This is a genomic window from Methylobrevis albus, assembly GCF_015904235.1.
GTDB classification, from domain to species: domain Bacteria; phylum Pseudomonadota; class Alphaproteobacteria; order Rhizobiales; family Pleomorphomonadaceae; genus Methylobrevis_A; species Methylobrevis_A albus.
The window spans coordinates 38,527-54,738 of the sequence record NZ_JADZLT010000054.1 but is presented as its reverse complement, the minus strand read 5'-3'; the positions used below and the strand labels follow the sequence as shown (position 1 = coordinate 54,738).

Annotated in this window: 17 protein-coding genes; 6 read left to right on the top strand and 11 right to left on the bottom strand. The window is 68.2% G+C overall.

Annotated elements, in window-relative coordinates:
* The first annotated feature begins 5 nt into the window (after window positions 1-5).
* The 3 genes from ugpE (at window position 6) to I5731_RS15905 (ending at window position 2,837) form a co-directional block, all read left to right on the top strand.
* Window positions 6-854: a sn-glycerol-3-phosphate ABC transporter permease UgpE gene (ugpE, locus tag I5731_RS15915; RefSeq protein ID WP_197312400.1), complete on the top strand. Its 849-nt coding sequence runs from the start codon at window positions 6-8 to the stop codon at window positions 852-854.
* Window positions 855-864: 10 nt separating this feature from the next.
* Window positions 865-1,923: a sn-glycerol-3-phosphate ABC transporter ATP-binding protein UgpC gene (gene ugpC / locus I5731_RS15910; protein ID WP_197312399.1), complete on the top strand. Its 1,059-nt coding sequence runs from the start codon at window positions 865-867 to the stop codon at window positions 1,921-1,923.
* Between the two features lie 281 nt (window positions 1,924-2,204).
* Window positions 2,205-2,837, top strand: a complete 633-nt coding sequence (locus I5731_RS15905) for a LysE family translocator (protein ID WP_197312398.1) — start codon at window positions 2,205-2,207, stop codon at window positions 2,835-2,837.
* Between the two features lie 104 nt (window positions 2,838-2,941).
* Here the strand turns inward: I5731_RS15905 and ctrA are convergent, their stop codons facing one another.
* The gene (gene ctrA, locus I5731_RS15900; protein WP_197312397.1) at window positions 2,942-3,637 is read right to left on the bottom strand and encodes a response regulator transcription factor CtrA; all 696 of its coding nucleotides are present in this window, start codon (window positions 3,635-3,637) and stop codon (window positions 2,942-2,944) included.
* Between the two features lie 423 nt (window positions 3,638-4,060).
* Here ctrA and fliI point away from each other — a divergent pair, with 423 nt between their 5' ends.
* Together fliI and fliJ are read left to right on the top strand one after the other, a co-directional pair.
* Window positions 4,061-5,407, top strand: coding sequence for a flagellar protein export ATPase FliI (gene fliI, locus I5731_RS15895; protein ID WP_407941851.1), 1,347 nt, complete (start codon window positions 4,061-4,063; stop codon window positions 5,405-5,407).
* A 6-nt stretch (window positions 5,408-5,413) separates the two neighbouring features.
* A complete protein-coding gene (gene fliJ / locus I5731_RS15890) occupies window positions 5,414-5,821 on the top strand; it encodes a flagellar export protein FliJ (protein ID WP_197312396.1) in 408 nt (135 codons plus the stop codon).
* A 294-nt stretch (window positions 5,822-6,115) separates the two neighbouring features.
* Here fliJ and I5731_RS15885 read toward each other — a convergent pair whose 3' ends face one another.
* The 9 genes from I5731_RS15885 to I5731_RS15845 all read right to left on the bottom strand — a co-directional run bounded on the left by I5731_RS15885 (window position 6,116) and on the right by I5731_RS15845 (window position 13,794).
* Window positions 6,116-6,772 (bottom strand): TetR/AcrR family transcriptional regulator, encoded by a 657-nt coding sequence (locus tag I5731_RS15885; RefSeq protein ID WP_197312395.1) that lies wholly within the window; start codon window positions 6,770-6,772, stop codon window positions 6,116-6,118.
* An 80-nt stretch (window positions 6,773-6,852) separates the two neighbouring features.
* A complete protein-coding gene (gene proC / locus I5731_RS15880) occupies window positions 6,853-7,668 on the bottom strand; it encodes a pyrroline-5-carboxylate reductase (RefSeq protein ID WP_197312394.1) in 816 nt (271 codons plus the stop codon).
* A gap of 124 nt (window positions 7,669-7,792) precedes the next feature.
* Window positions 7,793-8,293, bottom strand: a complete 501-nt coding sequence (locus I5731_RS15875; protein WP_197312393.1) for a type III secretion system chaperone family protein — start codon at window positions 8,291-8,293, stop codon at window positions 7,793-7,795.
* A gap of 491 nt (window positions 8,294-8,784) precedes the next feature.
* Window positions 8,785-9,078: an accessory factor UbiK family protein gene (locus I5731_RS15870; protein WP_197312392.1), complete on the bottom strand. Its 294-nt coding sequence runs from the start codon at window positions 9,076-9,078 to the stop codon at window positions 8,785-8,787.
* Window positions 9,079-9,199: 121 nt separating this feature from the next.
* Window positions 9,200-10,459 carry a TadE/TadG family type IV pilus assembly protein gene (locus tag I5731_RS15865; protein ID WP_197312391.1) on the bottom strand — a complete coding sequence of 420 codons (1,260 nt, stop codon included), beginning with the start codon at window positions 10,457-10,459 and terminating at the stop codon, window positions 9,200-9,202.
* A gap of 217 nt (window positions 10,460-10,676) precedes the next feature.
* The gene (ychF, locus tag I5731_RS15860) at window positions 10,677-11,768 is read right to left on the bottom strand and encodes a redox-regulated ATPase YchF (protein WP_197312390.1); all 1,092 of its coding nucleotides are present in this window, start codon (window positions 11,766-11,768) and stop codon (window positions 10,677-10,679) included.
* 21 nt (window positions 11,769-11,789) lie between these two features.
* Entirely contained in the window at window positions 11,790-12,326 is a 537-nt protein-coding gene (locus tag I5731_RS15855; RefSeq protein ID WP_197312389.1) for a dihydrofolate reductase family protein, read from the bottom strand.
* Window positions 12,327-12,338: 12 nt separating this feature from the next.
* On the bottom strand, window positions 12,339-13,067 hold the full coding sequence (gene pth / locus I5731_RS15850; RefSeq protein WP_197312388.1) for an aminoacyl-tRNA hydrolase: 729 nt from the start codon (window positions 13,065-13,067) through the stop codon (window positions 12,339-12,341).
* A gap of 118 nt (window positions 13,068-13,185) precedes the next feature.
* Complete coding sequence (locus I5731_RS15845) at window positions 13,186-13,794, bottom strand: 50S ribosomal protein L25/general stress protein Ctc (protein WP_197312387.1); 609 nt, start codon at window positions 13,792-13,794, stop codon at window positions 13,186-13,188.
* A 235-nt stretch (window positions 13,795-14,029) separates the two neighbouring features.
* Between I5731_RS15845 and I5731_RS15840 the strand changes: the two genes are divergently transcribed.
* Complete coding sequence (locus tag I5731_RS15840; protein ID WP_197312386.1) at window positions 14,030-15,208, top strand: AAA family ATPase; 1,179 nt, start codon at window positions 14,030-14,032, stop codon at window positions 15,206-15,208.
* 15 nt (window positions 15,209-15,223) lie between these two features.
* On the opposite strand, the gene I5731_RS15835 is transcribed toward I5731_RS15840, so the two are convergent.
* A complete protein-coding gene (locus I5731_RS15835; protein ID WP_197312385.1) occupies window positions 15,224-16,156 on the bottom strand; it encodes a ribose-phosphate pyrophosphokinase in 933 nt (310 codons plus the stop codon).
* Between the last annotated feature and the right edge of the window lie 56 nt (window positions 16,157-16,212).

Here is a 16,212-nt window from a genome sequence, read left to right as displayed (position 1 = left end):
GCGCCATGCAGGAAAATCGCCCGCTCGCCGGCCTCGTCGCCCACCTCGTGCTGGTGCTCGGCGTGCTGATCGTCGCCTTTCCGATCTGGTACACCTTCGTCGCCTCGACCCACTCGCTGCAGACCATCCTGTCGCCGCCGCTGCCGCTCGTCCCCGGCGACCGCTTCCTCGACAACTACGGCGAGGCGCTGGTCGGCGGCATCGGCCAGATCGGCGGCGTCGGCATCGGCCGGCTGCTGTTCAACACGGCGGTGATGGCGACGGCGATCGCGGTCGGCAAGATCGTGATCTCGATCCTGTCGGCCTACGCGATCGTGTTCTTCCGCTTCCCCGGCCGGATGGTGTTCTTCTGGCTGATCTTCATCACGCTGATGCTGCCCGTCGAGGTGCGCATCCTGCCGACCTACAAGGTGATGGTCGACCTCGGGCTGATCGACACCTACACCGGCCTCACCCTGCCGCTGATGGCGTCGGCGACGGCGACGTTCCTGTTCCGGCAGTTCTTCCTGACGATCCCGCCGGAACTCGTCGAGGCCGCCCGCATCGACGGCGCCGGGCCGATGAAGTTCCTGCGCGACATCCTGCTGCCGCTGTCGAAGACCAACATCGCGGCGCTGTTCGTCATCCTCTTCATCTACGGCTGGACCCAGTATCTCTGGCCGCTGCTCATCACCTCCGACAGCCGCATGAGCACGATCGTCATCGCGCTGCGCAAGATGGTGTCCTTCACCGATGCCGACACGCCCTGGCACCTCGTCATGGTGGTGGCGATCCTCGCTATCCTGCCGCCGGTGATGGTGGTGGTGCTGATGCAGCGCTGGTTCGTGAAGGGCCTCGTCGAGACCGAGAAGTAAGGACGAACCGATGGCATCGATCACGCTCAGCGACGTGCGCAAGGTCTATCCGGGCGGGGTCGAGGCGGTGCGCGGCGTTTCGCTCGACATCGCTGACGGCGAGATGGTGGTGCTGGTCGGCCCGTCGGGCTGCGGCAAGTCCACTCTGCTCCGGATGATCGCCGGGCTGGAGACGATCAGCGCCGGCACGGTGGCGATCGGCGGGCGGGTCGTGAACGAGCTCGAGCCGGCCGCGCGCGACATCGCCATGGTGTTCCAGAACTACGCGCTCTACCCGCACATGAGCGTGCGCCAGAACCTCGCCTATGGCCTGAAGAACCGCGGCACCCCGGCAGCCGAGATCGCCCGGCGCATCGACGCCGCGGCGGCGATCCTCGAGATCGCGCCGTTCCTCGACCGGCGGCCCGGCCAGCTCTCCGGCGGCCAGCGCCAGCGGGTGGCGATGGGCCGGGCGATCGTGCGCGAGCCGGCGGCGTTCCTGTTCGACGAGCCGCTCTCCAACCTCGATGCCAAGCTGCGCGTGCAGATGCGCGTCGAGATCCGCCGGCTGCAGCGCAGCCTCGCCACCACCAGCGTCTACGTCACGCACGACCAGCTCGAGGCGATGACCCTCGCCGACCGCCTCGTTGTGCTGAACGGCGGCCGGATCGAGCAGGTCGGTACGCCGATCGAGCTCTATGAAAAGCCCGCCACGAGTTTCGTCGCCGCCTTCATCGGCTCACCGGCGATGAACCTGCTGCCGGCGGTGCGCAATGGCGAGGCGGTGACGCTGCCGGGCGGCGGCAAGGTCGCAGCGGCGCTCGGTCCAGAGGTCGCGACCCTCGGCATCCGGCCGGAGGACCTGGTGCCGGGGCGCCGCGACGACGCGGCGTTCACGGCGGAGCTCACGGTGGCGGCGGTGGAGCTCGTCGGCGCGGAAAGCTACGTGCACGGCACCACGCCGGAGGGCGGCGAGCTGGTGTTCCGGGTGGCGGGACGCTCGGCAATTGCGCCGGGGGAGGGCATGATGGTGTCGGCATCGGCCGAGGCGCTGCACCGGTTCGGGACCGAGGGGCGGCGGCTGGGGTAGCTGGCTTCGTGCCGTGGGGCGCCCCCTCCCTGTCCCTCCCCCGCTTCGCAGGAGAGGGGACGCAGGAGGATAGGGCGCCGTCCCGAACAGCGCTCCGCTTCGGCGAAGCGTGAGTTATGCGAAGACCGTCTCGCCCATCGTCCCCTCTCCTGCGAAGCGGGGGAGGGACAGGGAGGGGGGAGGCGCCACGGCACGACGCAGCCCAAGCCCGACGACAACACCCGCCCATACCCACCACCCCCGATCCGGTGTACGACGATCCCTCCCACTCCGGAGCCGTCATGCCCTCGCTCGAGATCCTTACCGCCTTCTTCGTCACCACGGCCGTGTTCGCCCTCGTGCCGGGGCCGGCGATGCTCTATGCGGCGGCGCAGAGCGTGGCGCGGGGGTGGCGGCCGGGGCTGATGGCGACGCTCGGCATCCATGTCGGCGGCTATGTGCACGTGCTCGCCGCCGCGGCCGGCCTGTCGGCGCTGTTTCACGCGGTGCCAATGCTCTATCTCGTGGTGAAGATCGCCGGGGCGCTCTATCTCGTCTGGCTCGGCATCGCGATGTTCCGCAGCCCGGTCGCCGGCGACGTGCGCGTGCCGGCGGTGGCGGTGCGGACGGGGCGGCGGGCCTTCGTCGAGAGCATCGCGGTCGAGGTGCTGAACCCGAAGACGGCGCTGTTCTTCCTCGCGCTGCTGCCGCAGTTCACCGACCCGGCCGCGGTGTTTCCGCTGTGGCTGCAGATCCTGGTGCTCGGGACGATCGTCAACCTGATGTTCTCGGCGTCCGACGTGGTCGGCGTGCTGCTCGCCGGCGCGCTGATCGCGCGGCTCGGCCGCTCGGGACGCCTGCAGCGCTGGCTGCGACGGGCCGGTGGCGCGGTGCTGGTCGGCCTCGGCGTCAACCTCGCCCTGCAGCGGAGCTGAGGCGGCGGGCTCTTCAACGGGCACAAAAAAGGCCGCCCTGAAGGCAGCCTTTCGTCGTTCGGTCCCATCCCGCGCGCCGCAACGGCGCGCGCGGTCGGCAAGGTTCAGGCGATCTCGCGAATGTCGTCGGGCTCGCGCAGCACGTAGCCGCGGCCCCAGACCGTCTCGATGTAGTTCTTGCCCTCGGTGGCGTTGGCTAGCTTCTTGCGCAGCTTGCAGATGAAGACGTCGATGATCTTCAGTTCCGGCTCGTCCATGCCGCCATAGAGATGGTTGAGGAACATCTCCTTGGTGAGGGTCGTACCCTTGCGGAGCGAGAGCAGCTCCAGCATCTGGTATTCCTTGCCGGTCAGGTGCACGCGGTTGCTGCCGACTTCGACGGTCTTGGTGTCGAGGTTGACGACGAGGTCACCGGTCTTGATGACCGACTGCGCGTGGCCCTTCGAACGGCGCACGATCGCGTGGATGCGGGCGACCAGCTCGTCCTTGTGGAACGGCTTCGTCATGTAGTCGTCGGCGCCGAACCCGAGACCGCGCACCTTGTCCTCGATGTTGCCGAGACCCGAAAGGATCAGGATCGGCGTCTTCACCTTCGAGACGCGCAGCGTGCGCAGCACCTCGTAGCCCGACATGTCGGGAAGGTTCAGATCGAGAAGGATGATGTCGTAGTCGTAGAGCTTGCCGAGGTCGATGCCTTCCTCGCCGAGATCCGTCGTATAGACGTTGAAGCTCTCGGACTTCAGCATGAGCTCGATGCTCGTCGCGGTCGCGCTGTCGTCCTCGATCAGCAGAACTCGCATGCCCAAATCCCCTTCTATCGATCCGGCGACGACCGCTCCTGCGGCCGCCACCCTTGAGCTTCGACGCTCAGCTCGATCCCGGAGCCGAGGTTACGTCGCAATGGTTAACAATTAACCAATCAGGATTCACCCCTGCAAGCGCTTTACCGTCCGCCTGCAAAAATTCTCGGAATTGCTTAGAACCTAACGGGAATCTCGCATTGTCGTATGCTGAGTTTCCACATGAGGAACCAACCCCAAGCGATTCTGCGGACTCGCGTCCTCGGTGCTTGCCGTCGGAGGGACGGTGCGCGGGGCCGCTTTTCCACAGAACAACCGAAAGCATTAACCTTCCGCGTAAACGAAGGGTTAAAATGCCCGTCGAAACCGTCCCGCATCGGGGCGATGATCCGAATCGTTTACGGCGGCATGGGGAGCGGTGCGGTGGAGCGCCTCGTCAGGGACATCGAACGCATCGCGCCGCTGGAAATCTACGGCCGCGTGACCGGGGTGCAGGGCCTGCTCGTCGAGATCGCCGGGCCGGTGCAGGAGATGAGCGTCGGCACCCGGCTGGTCGTCACCGGCTTCGGCGGGTCCAAGGTCGGTATGGAGGTGGTGGGCTTTCGCGGCGAGTTCGCACTGTGCCTGCCGTTCGGCCCGCTGGAAGGCGTGCGCCTCGGCGCCAAGGCGGCGATCGTCTCCACGGCCTCGACCGCGCGCCCCTCCGACGCCTGGCTCGGGCGGGTCGTCAACGCGCTCGGCGAGCCGATCGACGGCCGCGGGCCGATCAGCTACGGCCTCGTGGAGCGGTTGCTGCGCGCCGCCCCGCCGCCCGCCAACGAACGCACCCGCGTCGGCGGGCCGATCGATCTCGGCGTCCGGGCGCTCAACACCTTCGCCACCTGCTGCCGCGGCCAGCGCATGGGCATCTTCGCGGGTTCGGGCGTCGGCAAGTCGGTGCTGCTCTCCATGCTGGCGCGCAACACCGCCTGCGACGTCGCGGTGATCGGGCTGATCGGCGAGCGCGGCCGCGAGGTGCAGGAGTTCATCGAGGACGACCTCGGCGAGGAGGGCCTTGCGCGCTCGGTGGTGGTGGTGGCGACCTCCGACGAATCGGTACTGATGCGCCGGCAGGCGGCCTATCTCACCCTCACCGTCGCCGAGCATTTCCGCGACGAGGGGCAGGACGTGCTGTGTCTGATGGATTCCGTCACGCGCTTTGCCATGGCGCAGCGCGAGATCGGGCTGGCCGCCGGCGAGCCGCCGACCTCGAAGGGCTATACGCCGACCGTCTTTACCGAACTGCCGCGCCTGCTCGAGCGGGCCGGGCCCGGCCGGGCGGGGGAGGGGTCGATCACCGGGCTCTTCACCGTGCTGGTCGAGGGCGACAACCACAACGAGCCGATCGCCGACGCGGTGCGCGGCATTCTCGACGGCCATATCGTGATGGAGCGGGCGATCGCCGAGCGCGGGCGCTATCCGGCGATCAACGTGCTGAAGTCGGTGTCGCGCACCATGCCGGGCTGTGTCGAGCCGGAGTATCGCAATCTCCTGCGCGAAACCAAGCGGCTGATGTCGATCCATGCCGACATGGAGGAACTCATTCGTCTCGGCGCCTATCGCCGCGGCAGCAACCCGGAGGTCGACGATGCGATCAAGCTCAACGGCCCGGTCGAGGAGTTCCTGCGCCAGGGCAAGGGCGAATCCACCCTGCGACACGACGGCTATGCGATGCTCGCCAACCTTTTGGAAACGGCTACGGGGTTAAGCTTCCCTGCGTCAGGGGAGTAGTGATCGATGAAGCCGCGTAACAGCCTGATCCGACTGAGGCGTTTCCAGGTCGACGAGAAGCGGCGTCAGCTCAACCAGATCGAGCTGATGATCGCCGAATTTCGCCGGATGGCCCAGGAACTCGACGAGCAGATCGTCGCCGAACAGAACCGCGTCGGTATCACCGACGTCGGCCATTTCGCCTATCCGACCTTCGCCCGCGCCGCGATGCAGCGCCGCGACAACCTGATCGCCTCGGCCGACGACCTGCGCGCCCAGCTGGAAGCGGCACAGGACGCGCTCGGTGAGGCGGTCGAGGAACTGAAGAAGATCGAGCTCATGGAAGAGCGCGACCAGGAACGCGGCCGCGCCGCGCTCGACGCCATGGAGCAGGATGCTCTGGACGACATCGCCGGGCGGCGTGCCGCGCGGTAGGCAAGATTTTTGGGACGAGTTCCATGCAAAGAGCCGATCCAGGAAGGGATCGGCTTTTTGCGTTTTGGGGGGATTGTGCGGGCTTGCCGCACCGCTGCTGCCCCCTCCCTGTCCCTCCCCCGCTTCGCAGGAGAGGGGACGCAGGAGGATAGGGCTCCTCGATCGTCAGCGCTTCGATTCGGGGAAACGGTGTTTCGCGAAAGCCCCATCGCCCATCGTCCCCTCTCCTGCGAAGCGGGGGAGGGACAGGGAGGGGGCAGCAGCATCTCCGCATATTTCAGCGTCAGCGATCCCTCAGATCCCCTCGCCAACCGTCCCCTCGGCCGCCACGGGCTTCTCCCGCCGCCGGCCACGGCCGGCGATTCGCTCGGCACAGGACATCATGCCGCCGGCGATCCCCAGCAACTGGTCGCCGCGGCGCAGGCCCTTGTCGACGGCGACCATGGTGGCGGCGAGGCCGGGATCCTCGTCGTCGAGCCAGACGTCGAGCGCGCGGGACCAGACGGCGAGCAGGCCGTGCGCCCGGACGGCGCCTTGCAGGCCGGCGCGGTCGACGCCGCCGGCGATCAGCATCCAGCGCATCGAGGTGGCGAGCAGGCCGGCGACGGCGAGGCCGAGCAGGGGATCGCGGCGGGTGCTGTCGCGCATCGCCCGCACGGCGGCCTTCTGCGGCGCGATCACGTCGAAGCGGCGCATCAGCACGTCGAGCAGGCGTTCGCGCACCGGCTCGTCGGCCAGCGCCGCGTCGACACCCGCGAGCACCTCGCGGTCGACGCGGCGGAGATACTCGGCGTAGATCGCCAGCCGTCCGTCGAACGCCTCGCGCAGCTGCGGCAGCGTGACGGCGGCATCCGTCGCGACGTCGGCCAGCGCAACGTCCTGGAAGCTGCCGGTCGCCAGCCGGGCGAGGAATGCCTCGACGATCTTCTGCTTCTGCTTGTCGGTCGCCATCGCTGCCTCCGCTTGTCGATGATCCTTTCCAGATAGGGTCGCCGGGCCGGATTTGCAGCCCGGAGCACCACGGATATGGCTCAGCCGGCGAGTCCGCGGGCGCGGGCGGTGGCGGCGGCGACGGCGGCAGTCATCAGCGGCTCCAGCCCGTCCGGCGCCATCAGCACCTCGAGGGCGGCGAAGGTGGTGCCGTTCGGCGAGGTGACGTTCTGGCGCAGCGTCGCGGCCGAGAGGTCCGAGCGGTGCAGCAGTTCGCCGGCGCCGGTGACGGTCTGGCGCGCGAGCACCATCGCGAGGTCCGGGGCGAGGCCCTGCGCGCGGCCGGCGGCGGCGAGGCACTCGACGAGGTAGAACACATAGGCCGGCCCGGAGCCCGAGACGCCGGTGACGGCGTCGATCTCGCCCTCGTCGTCCAGCCACGCCGTCTCGCCGATCGCGTCCATCAGGGCGGTGACGAGGCGGCGCTCGCCGTCGCCGACGGCGGCGTTGCCGATGCAGGCCGACATGCCGCGGCCGACCTGCGCCGGCGTGTTCGGCATCACCCGGACGATCGGACCGCTGCCGAGCACCGCGCCGATGGTGGCGAGCGGCGTGCCGGCGGCGACCGAGACGACGATCGTCTCCGGCCCCACCAGCGGGACGACGGAGGGCAGCACCGTCGCCATCGACTGCGGCTTGACGGCGAGCACCAGCACCCGGGCGGCGCCGTCGATGGCGGCGGGGCTCTCCGCATGGCGGACGCCGCGGGCGAGGAAGCTGCCGGCACTCTCGTGCAGGGCGGGATCGAGGATGGTGACGCCGGCGGGCGGCAGGCCGCGGTCCAGCCAGCCGGCGAGCATGGCGCCGCCCATCTTTCCGGCACCGACGAGGACGAGGGGCGCGGCGAGGTCGATCATCGGGTGTCTCCGGGGCGGGCGCCGCCCTGCGGCAGGGCAAGGGCGCGCGCGATGAGAAAGGGCTCCCGCCGGTCCGGCGGAAGCCCTTGGTAGTCGATTTTGCGGCGGGGTTGAACCGGGGCGGTCAGGCTTCGCCGACCGTCTCCATCATCGCCATCTCGAGCGACTCGCGGGCGGTCTTGCCGCCCCAGATCACGAACTGGAAGGCCTGGTAGAAGCGCTCGCAGGATTCCAGCGCATTCTCCATCATGCCCTCGATCTGCTCGTCGCTCGCCTCGACCGCCCCGGCGAGCAGCAGGGCGTGGCGGTACATCACGATGCCCTCCTCCTGCCACAGGTCGAAATGGCCGAGCCAGAGCTGCTCGTTGACGAGCGCCAGCAGGCGGATCACCTCGTTGCGCCGGGTTTCCAGCACCTTGAGATCGAAGGCGCAGGCGAGGTGCAGCGCCTCGAGCTCCTCCATCCAGGAAAAGGAGACATGGTAGTCGCACCAGTTTCCCGTGACGGAGACGGTGATCTCGTCCTCGCCGGCGCGCTCGAACGACCAGTCGTTCTGCGCGGCGATCATCTCGATGTTGTCGACGGGATTGGCCGTATGGGCCGATTCGATATCGATGAGGGTCATGGGCGACCTCCAGGGTTGCGACTGGCGAACCTCCGCACGCGTCGCCGCGCGCGGCACCTCACGACCGAGCGGCAGTGCTGCAGCGACGCGCGCCGCGGCCCCAGTGCCGTCCGATCGGCGGATCGTCTCGTCCGGGGGGCCGTCCGCCCGCCCGGTCTCGTCCGATCCGCTGTTTTCCGGCTGCGGACGAAGCAGCCGGAAATCGCATCGTCCCTCGCGCGCCCCTGCGGCGGCGCGTCCCGGGCCTGCCGGTCGCCGCCACCTCCGTCGCTGTGCGATGCATCATGCATCGAACGAGCCGTCGGCGCGAATCTCATCTGTACCGACTATAGGGCGGAGCGAGGCATTTACGAATGGTAAACGTGCCACCCGGCGCGCCGTTCCCTGCCGCGCGACGGCAGGCCGCGGCAGAAACGCCGGAAACCGGGCGCTGCCGTCCGGTGTGGACAACGCGGGACAGGCGGGTGTGATGGCGGGCGATGGTCGGGCGCTCAGGCGCCGTCCACCGGCTCGTCGGGGGCCATGGTCGGCGCCGCGGCGGCGAGCTTCGCCTCGAGTTCGGCGACGCGGGCCGAGAGCCGCTCGACTTCACCCAGCGCCTTGGCGGCGAGGTCACGCACGATCTCGATGTCCTCGCGGCGGGCGATGTCCATCTCGGAGATGAAGCGGTCGCCCTGGGCGCGGAACACGGTCTCGACCTCGCGCCGGGCGCCTTGGGCGACGCCAGCGGCATCGTTCATCAGCTTGGCGAACTCGTCGAACAGGCGGCCTTGGGTCTGGGTCATCGCTGCGCCTCCTCGACGGGCTTCCGGTCGGGCGGGCCGCGTTCGGCGCCGCACCATTCGAGGGGAAGATGGTCCGCCGGGCCGGCCGATGCAAGAGGTGGCATCCCCCCGGCCGGCTCGCTCAGTGCGTCAGGTGGGTGAGTGTCTTCGCATTCTTGAAGATCTGCGCGAAAGCGTCGTGGATCTCGGTCGGGGTGTCGCCGACGGCGAAGAGATCCTTCGAGGCGCAGGAGCGCAGGTTGGTTTCCAGGCTGGCGCGGATCGGCTTCACGTAGGTGTTGTACCAGCCGTTGTAGGGGATGTCGTAATAGCGCGTGTAGACGACGGCGAGCGAATAGCCGGCGTTCTTGATCGCCGTGCACTGGTCGAGGTCGAAGGGGCGGATCTGCTTCTTGCCGTTGGTGGTGCCGCTGCCGCCCATTTGCGACTGAAGGCCGTCAGTCACCAGAACGACCACCTTCGACGCCGAGCGGTCGTTGTTCGCGGCGTCGATCCCCTTGATCGAGGTGAGGAAGGTCGGGGCGGACGCGTCGAACCAGGTGTTGGCGTAGCTGGTAACGCCGTATCCGAGCTCGAGCTTGGCGACGGCGGCGCGCACCGTCGCATGGTTCTCGCTGAGGCCGCCGATCGGCCAGGTCTGGCCGTTGAAGCCGCTGATCGAGAAGCGCGAGACCGTGGCGGTCTCGTCGATGGCGGCCGTCGCCTCGTCGAGCAGCACGCCGATGCCTTCCTTGGCGATGTCGACGCGCAGCTTGACGTTGTTCTTGCGGGCGGTCTGCAGCAGCGTCTCGGTGTCCTTGGTCGCCTGCTTGACGTGGCAGGCGAACTCGCAGGTCTCCTTCGAGGCCAGCACTGCGGGCGACTTCGCCTTCAGCACGGTGCGCGCCGCCTCGTCGGCGGCGAGGCCCATCGAGTCCGACAGGTCGACGAAGACGTGGAAGTCGATGTATTTCGAGGTTCCCGCTTCGGCGCGGGACATGCCGGAAACATCGAGCGTGTTGATGCCGGCGATCTGCATGAAGCTGGTGGCGATGGCGGCGTTGAAGGTGACGGTCGCCTGGCGCGTGCCGGTCGCCTGGTCGACCACGAGGTCGATGTCGTAACCGGCGAGCATCGCCCGCTGCGCCTCGGTCAGATTGGTCTGGATATTCGCCTCGAAGTACATCCGGGCGTTGGCTTCCATATCCTCTTCGGTCGTGGAGAGCTTGACGTCGGAGACCGCGGCGAGGGCGGCGGCGTCGATCGCGACCTGGAGGGGTTCGCGCATGGCGAGAGCGCGGGAATAGTCGACCGCGGCGCCGACCATGAGCACGATCGGAACCAGCGCGAAGGCGAAGATGATCGCCACCGAACCGCTGTCACCGATTTTGAAATTGCGCATGTCGTACCGTCCGAGTCTGAAAAAGCCACGACGGGACAATGCGATACAAGTTTTATGATTTCGGAAAGGAACGGTCTTAACGGATCCCTGCCGCAATCGAACAGACTTGAGCGAAGCAACGACAGGTCAAAGGTTTGCGCGATCCGGCCGAGAACCGGCCCCGGGCGGGTGTAAAAAAGTACGCGTCCCGGCCGGCGGGGCCGGCCGGGACCGTGGCTCAGGTGTTGAACTTGAACAGCATCACGTCGCCGTCGACGACGACGTATTCCTTGCCCTCGTCGCGCGCCTTGCCGAGTTCCTTCGCCTTCACCTCGCCGAGGGTGATGAAATCCTCATAGGCGATGGTCTGGGCGCGGATGAAGCCGCGTTCGAAGTCGGAGTGGATGACGCCGGCCGCCTGCGGCGCGCGGGTGCCGCGGGTGATGGTCCAGGCCCGGGTCTCCTTCGGGCCGGCGGTGAAATAGGTGATCAGGCCGAGCAGCTCGTAGCCGGCGCGGATCAGCCGGTCGAGGCCGGGCTCGGAAAGGCCCATCGCCTCCATGTACTCGGCCTGCTCCTCGGGGGGGAGCTGGGCGAGCTCGGATTCGATCGCCGCCGAGATCACCACCGCCTTGGCGCCCTCGGCCGCCGCGCGTTCGAAGATCTTGTCGGACAGCGCGTTGCCAGTCGCCGCCGAGGCTTCCTCGACGTTGCAGACGTAGAGGATCGGCTTGGCGGTCAGGAGATTGAGCATCTCGAACGCCTTCTCGGACCCCTTCGGCACGGTGACGAGCCGGGCCGGCTTGCCCTCGCGCAGCAGTTCGAGCGCGGCGTCCATCAGTTCGACGGCTTCCTTCGCCTCCTTGTCGGCGCCGGCGCGCTTGCGCAGCGGCACCACGCGGCGCTCGAGGCTGTCGAGGTCGGCGAGCATCAGCTCGGTCTCGATGGTCTCGGCGTCGGACAGCGGGTCGATGCGGCCCTCGACGTGGGTGATATCATCGTCGACGAAGCAGCGCAGCACGTGGGCGATGGCGTCGCACTCGCGGATGTTGGCGAGGAACTGGTTGCCGAGGCCCTCGCCCTTCGAGGCGCCGCGCACCAGGCCGGCGATGTCGACGAAGGTGAGGCGGGTCGGGACGATGTTGGCCGACTTCGCCATCTTCGCGATCGCCGACAGGCGGGGGTCCGGCACCGCGACGTCACCGGTGTTCGGTTCGATGGTGCAGAACGGATAGTTCGCCGCCTGCGCCGCCGCCGTCTTGGTCAGGGCGTTGAAGAGGGTCGACTTGCCAACGTTGGGCAGGCCGACGATGCCGCATTTGAAACCCATGTCCGATCCTCTCGGCGATCCTCACGCGGGGCGTGGGACGCGGTAACGTGCTTCGACGAAGCCGGTGGCGAAGGCGCGCGTCCACTGGAGTTCCAGCGGCGGCAGCGTCCGCCCGGCAAAGACGGGAATGCCGGCGCCGATGGCGACCGGGGCGTACTGCAGGTCGATCTCGTCGATCAGCCCGGCATCGAGAAACTGGCCGGCGACATCGGCGCCGCCGACGATCCAGACCGGGCCGGGCGCGCCGCGGGCGGCGAGCGCCGCGAGGATTTCGGCGGGCGTGCCGGCTACCGGGAAGGCAGCGCCCGGCGCCGCGTCGATCGGCCGGTTCGTGACGACGGCTGTCAGCTTGTCGCCGTAGCTCCACTCGCCATGCTCACGCACCCAATCGAAGGTGGCGCGTCCCATGACGAGGCTGCCGATGCCGCAGTAGAAGCCGTCGTAATCGGCGCCGTCGGCGGGAAACTGCAACAGCCAGTCGAGGCCGCCGTCCGGGGCGGCGATGAAGCCGTCGAGGCTGACGGCGAGGTAGTAGATGCAGCGATAATCCGAGGTCATGACCGTCTCCGCTCAGCTCTTGCCGAGGAGCTTGCCGAGGGCGTCGGCAATGGCGTTGCGCGGGGCGTCCTGGCTACCGGGCGCAGCTTCGGGCGGGCGGATCGTCGACGGTTTGCCGGCAGCAGGCTTGCCGGCAGCCGCTGCCGCGTCGGCCGGCTTCTGGCGCCGCGGCGGCGGGGCGATGGCGAGGTGCACCTTGCTGGCGAAGGTCTCGTCGCTGCCGGCGGCGAGCAGCGGCGCCTGCGTCGCCACGGCGTCCAGCAGCGGGTCCAGCCACTCGGCGTCGACCTTGGCGAAGTCGCCGAGCACGTAGTTGTGCACCAGCGCCTTGTCGCCCGGGTGGCCGATGCCGAGCCGGACGCGGCGATACTCCTTGCCGAGGTGGGCGTCGAGCGAGCGCAGGCCGTTGTGGCCGCCGTGGCCGCCGCCGGTCTTCACCCGCAGCTTTGCCGCCGGCAGGTCGAGTTCGTCGTGCAGCACCACGATGTCGGCGGGCGGTATCTTCAGGAAGCGCGACGCCTCGCCGACGGCCCGGCCGCTTTCGTTCATGTAGGTGAGCGGCTTCATCAGCAGCGTGCGCCGATCGCCGAGGGTGCCTTCGGCGATCTCGGACTGGAACTTCGAGCGCCACGGGCCGAAGCGATGGAGCGCATGGATGCGGTCGACCGCCATGAAGCCGATGTTATGGCGATTGCCGGCATAGCGCGAGCCCGGATTGCCGAGGCCAACGATGAGCAGCATGGCCGTCTCCCGGTCGGCGCGGCCGCGCGGCGACGGCGCGGGTATCCTCGAAAAATGCGAAGGTCCGCCGCCGCGGGGCGGCGACGGACCGGATCCGTCACGTCAGGCGCCTGGCCGATCAGGCCTCGGTGCCTGCCTCGTCGGTGGTCTCTTCCTCGAGCACGTCCGGCGCGGCGATCGTCGCGACGGTGAAGTCGCGGTCGATCGTCGGGGTCACGCCCGCGGGGAGCTTCACGTCGGAGATGTGGATCGTCGTGCCGACGTCCTCGACACCGGCGAGATCGACCTCGATCGATTCCGGAATCGCGTTGGCCGCGACTTCGACTTCGATGAAGTGACGCACGATGGTCAGCGCGCCGCCCTTCTTCATCGCCGGCGAGGTGTCCTGGTTCAGGAAGTGAACCGGGATTTCGACGGTGATGCGCGAGGAGGCGGAGACGCGCAGGAAGTCGACGTGGACGACGGTGTCACGCACCGGGTCGAGCTGGTAGTCACGGGCGATGACCTGGATCTTCTCGCCGCCGACGTCGATCGTGGCGATGGACGTCAGGAAGCCGCCAGCGTGCAGCTTCAGCGTCGTCTCCTTGAGGGGGAGCGCGATCGCGATCGGGGTCTTCTTGTCGCCGTAGATCACGGCGGGGATCAAGCCTTGCCGGCGCAGTTCCCGAGCGGCCCCCTTGCCCACTCGGTCCCGCACGGTGGCCGTCAGCTCATAGGTCTGAGCCATCGGTGGTCTCCTTGGGAAAACGGCCGGAAGACCGGCCGAGAAAATGCGCCTCCTCCAGGGGTGAGGCGCGGACTGCGGGCTTATAGGGGAAGCAGGGGCGAATCACAATGCGGAAAGCGGGGATTTGCGGGGCGGGACGACGCTCCCTGCTCCGAAGTGGGGCCGTGCAGAGCGTTGACGCCTTACCGAACTTAGCGTTCTTATCAAAAAACTCGTATAGATCGATAAGGCTGCTATGGATCCGGTCAGAAATCCCTTCGCGCCCGGAGCCGGGACCCAGCCGCCGGAACTCGCCGGCCGCGCCGACATCCTCGAACGGGGACGGATCACACTCGCCCGAGCGCAGGCGGGCCGCCAGGGCAAGAGCTTCCTGCTCGTCGGTCTGCGCGGAGTCGGCAAGACGGTCCTGCTCAACAAGATCGTCGACCAGGCGGAGGAGGCGGGCTCCGTCGCGCACCTCGTCGAGACGCCTGAGAACAAGAGCCTGCCCGAGGTTCTCATCCCCTGTCTCCGGCGCATCCTGTTCCGGCTCGACACCGCGGAAAAGGTCAACGTCGCTGCCAAGCGCGCGCTGATGGTGCTCAAGGCCTTCGCGGGCGCGATTAGGGTCAGCGTCGGCGAAGTCGAAGTTGGGCTCGGGATCGATCCCGAGCGCGGAGTCGCCGACAGCGGCGATATCGAAGCCGACCTGCCGGACCTCTTCGAGGCCGTCGGCACGGCTGCGCGCTCCCGCGGCCGCTCCGTCGTCCTCGTCGTCGACGAGTTGCAGTATGTCGCCGAACGTGAGTTCAGCGCCCTGATCATGGCGATGCACCGCGTGGCCCAGAAGCAGCTGCCGGTGGTGCTCGTCGGCGCGGGGCTGCCGCAACTGGTGGCGCTGGCGGGAAAGTCAAAATCCTATGCCGAACGGCTGTTCGATTTTCCTCGAATAGGTCCGCTCATCGAAGTCGATGCGATCTCAGCACTCCGCGATCCCGCGGTCCGCGAAGAGGCCGACTTTACCGCCGACGCGCTCGCGCGGATCATCGAACTCACCGAGGGCTACCCGTACTTCCTCCAGGAGTGGGGCTATCACGCCTGGAACGTCGCAGACGATCCGCTCATCACGCGGGATGACGTCGAACGAGCGAGCCTCCGGGCGATCGCCAGCCTTGACGAGAGCTTTTTCCGCGTTCGCTTCGACCGCGTGACGCCGCGCGAGAAGGATTATCTGTTCGCGATGTCGCGGCTCGGACCTGGGCCGCATCGGTCCGGGGACGTTGCAGCGGCGCTCGGCGTCGCAGTCGAGCGGATCGCGCCGACGCGCAACTCGCTCATCCGCAAGGGCATGATCTTCAGTCCGGCCCACGGCGACACCGCGTTCACGGTGCCGATGTTCGATCGCTACCTGCAGCGGGTGCGGGCGCCGGACTGAGCCTCCGGCGCAGTCTCAGTCGAACAGGCTCGACACCGACTGCTCGTTGGCCGTGCGGGCGATCGCCTCGGCGATCAGCGGGGCGACCGAGATGACGCGGATGTTGGGGCTGTCCTTGACCGCCTTGGTCGGCTCGATCGAATCCGTCGTCACCAGTTCCTTCAGCTTCGACGCCGAGATGCGGGCGACGGCGCCGCCCGACAGCACGCCGTGTGTGATGTAGGCGGTGACCGAGCTCGCGCCCTGGGCGAGCAGCGCGTCGGCGGCGTTGCAGAGCGTGCCGCCCGAATCGACGATGTCGTCGACGAGGATGCAGTCGCGGCCGTCGACCGAACCGATGATGTTCATCACTTCCGATTCGCCCGGCCGCTCGCGGCGCTTGTCGACGATGGCGAGCGGGGTGTCGATGCGCTTGGCGATGGCGCGGGCGCGCACCACGCCGCCGACGTCCGGCGAGACGATCACCGTGTTGTCGAGCTTGTAGCGTTCCTTGATGTCGCGGGTCAGCACCGGCGCGCCATAGAGGTTGTCGGTCGGGATGTCGAAGAAGCCCTGGATCTGGCCGGCGTGCAGGTCGAGGGTCAGCACGCGGTCAACGCCGGCGTGGGTGATCAGGTTCGCGACGAGCTTGGCCGAGATCGGCGTGCGGCCGGCGGCGCGGCGGTCCTGCCGCGCGTAGCCGAAGTAGGGCAGCACCGCGGTGATGCGGCGCGCCGAGGAGCGGCGCAGCGCGTCGACGAGGATCAGCAGCTCCATCAGGTTGTCGTTCGCCGGATAGCTCGTCGACTGGATCACGAAGACGTCGGCGCCGCGGACGTTCTCCTGGATCTCGACGAAGATCTCCTGGTCGGCGAAGCGGCGCACCGAGCACTGCGTCAGCTCGGCGTCGAGATAATGGGCGATCGCCTCGGACAGGGCGCGGTTGGAATTGCCGGATACCAGCTTCATCGGCCTGATCGTCCTCGCTCGCCGCTGGCGCGTCGGCAGCGGCCCCAGTGGCGGGC

Excerpts from the sequence above, each read along its gene's own strand:
- I5731_RS15835 (WP_197312385.1), bottom strand. The coding sequence starts at position 16,156 with ATGAAGCTGGTATCCGGCAATTCCAACCGCGCCCTGTCCGAGGCGATC.
- ctrA (WP_197312397.1), bottom strand. The coding sequence starts at position 3,637 with ATGCGAGTTCTGCTGATCGAGGACGACAGCGCGACCGCGACGAGCATC.
- I5731_RS15870 (WP_197312392.1), bottom strand. The coding sequence starts at position 9,078 with ATGACCCAGACCCAAGGCCGCCTGTTCGACGAGTTCGCCAAGCTGATG.
- I5731_RS15885 (WP_197312395.1), bottom strand. The coding sequence starts at position 6,772 with ATGGCGACCGACAAGCAGAAGCAGAAGATCGTCGAGGCATTCCTCGCC.
- I5731_RS15845 (WP_197312387.1), bottom strand. The coding sequence starts at position 13,794 with ATGGCTCAGACCTATGAGCTGACGGCCACCGTGCGGGACCGAGTGGGC.
- I5731_RS15840 (WP_197312386.1), top strand. The coding sequence starts at position 14,030 with ATGGATCCGGTCAGAAATCCCTTCGCGCCCGGAGCCGGGACCCAGCCG.
- pth (WP_197312388.1), bottom strand. The coding sequence starts at position 13,067 with ATGCTGCTCATCGTTGGCCTCGGCAATCCGGGCTCGCGCTATGCCGGC.
- proC (WP_197312394.1), bottom strand. The coding sequence starts at position 7,668 with ATGATCGACCTCGCCGCGCCCCTCGTCCTCGTCGGTGCCGGAAAGATG.
- I5731_RS15905 (WP_197312398.1), top strand. The coding sequence starts at position 2,205 with ATGCCCTCGCTCGAGATCCTTACCGCCTTCTTCGTCACCACGGCCGTG.
- I5731_RS15855 (WP_197312389.1), bottom strand. The coding sequence starts at position 12,326 with ATGACCTCGGATTATCGCTGCATCTACTACCTCGCCGTCAGCCTCGAC.
- I5731_RS15875 (WP_197312393.1), bottom strand. The coding sequence starts at position 8,293 with ATGACCCTCATCGATATCGAATCGGCCCATACGGCCAATCCCGTCGAC.
- ugpC (WP_197312399.1), top strand. The coding sequence starts at position 865 with ATGGCATCGATCACGCTCAGCGACGTGCGCAAGGTCTATCCGGGCGGG.
- ychF (WP_197312390.1), bottom strand. The coding sequence starts at position 11,768 with ATGGGTTTCAAATGCGGCATCGTCGGCCTGCCCAACGTTGGCAAGTCG.
- fliJ (WP_197312396.1), top strand. The coding sequence starts at position 5,414 with ATGAAGCCGCGTAACAGCCTGATCCGACTGAGGCGTTTCCAGGTCGAC.
- I5731_RS15865 (WP_197312391.1), bottom strand. The coding sequence starts at position 10,459 with ATGCGCAATTTCAAAATCGGTGACAGCGGTTCGGTGGCGATCATCTTC.
- ugpE (WP_197312400.1), top strand. The coding sequence starts at position 6 with ATGCAGGAAAATCGCCCGCTCGCCGGCCTCGTCGCCCACCTCGTGCTG.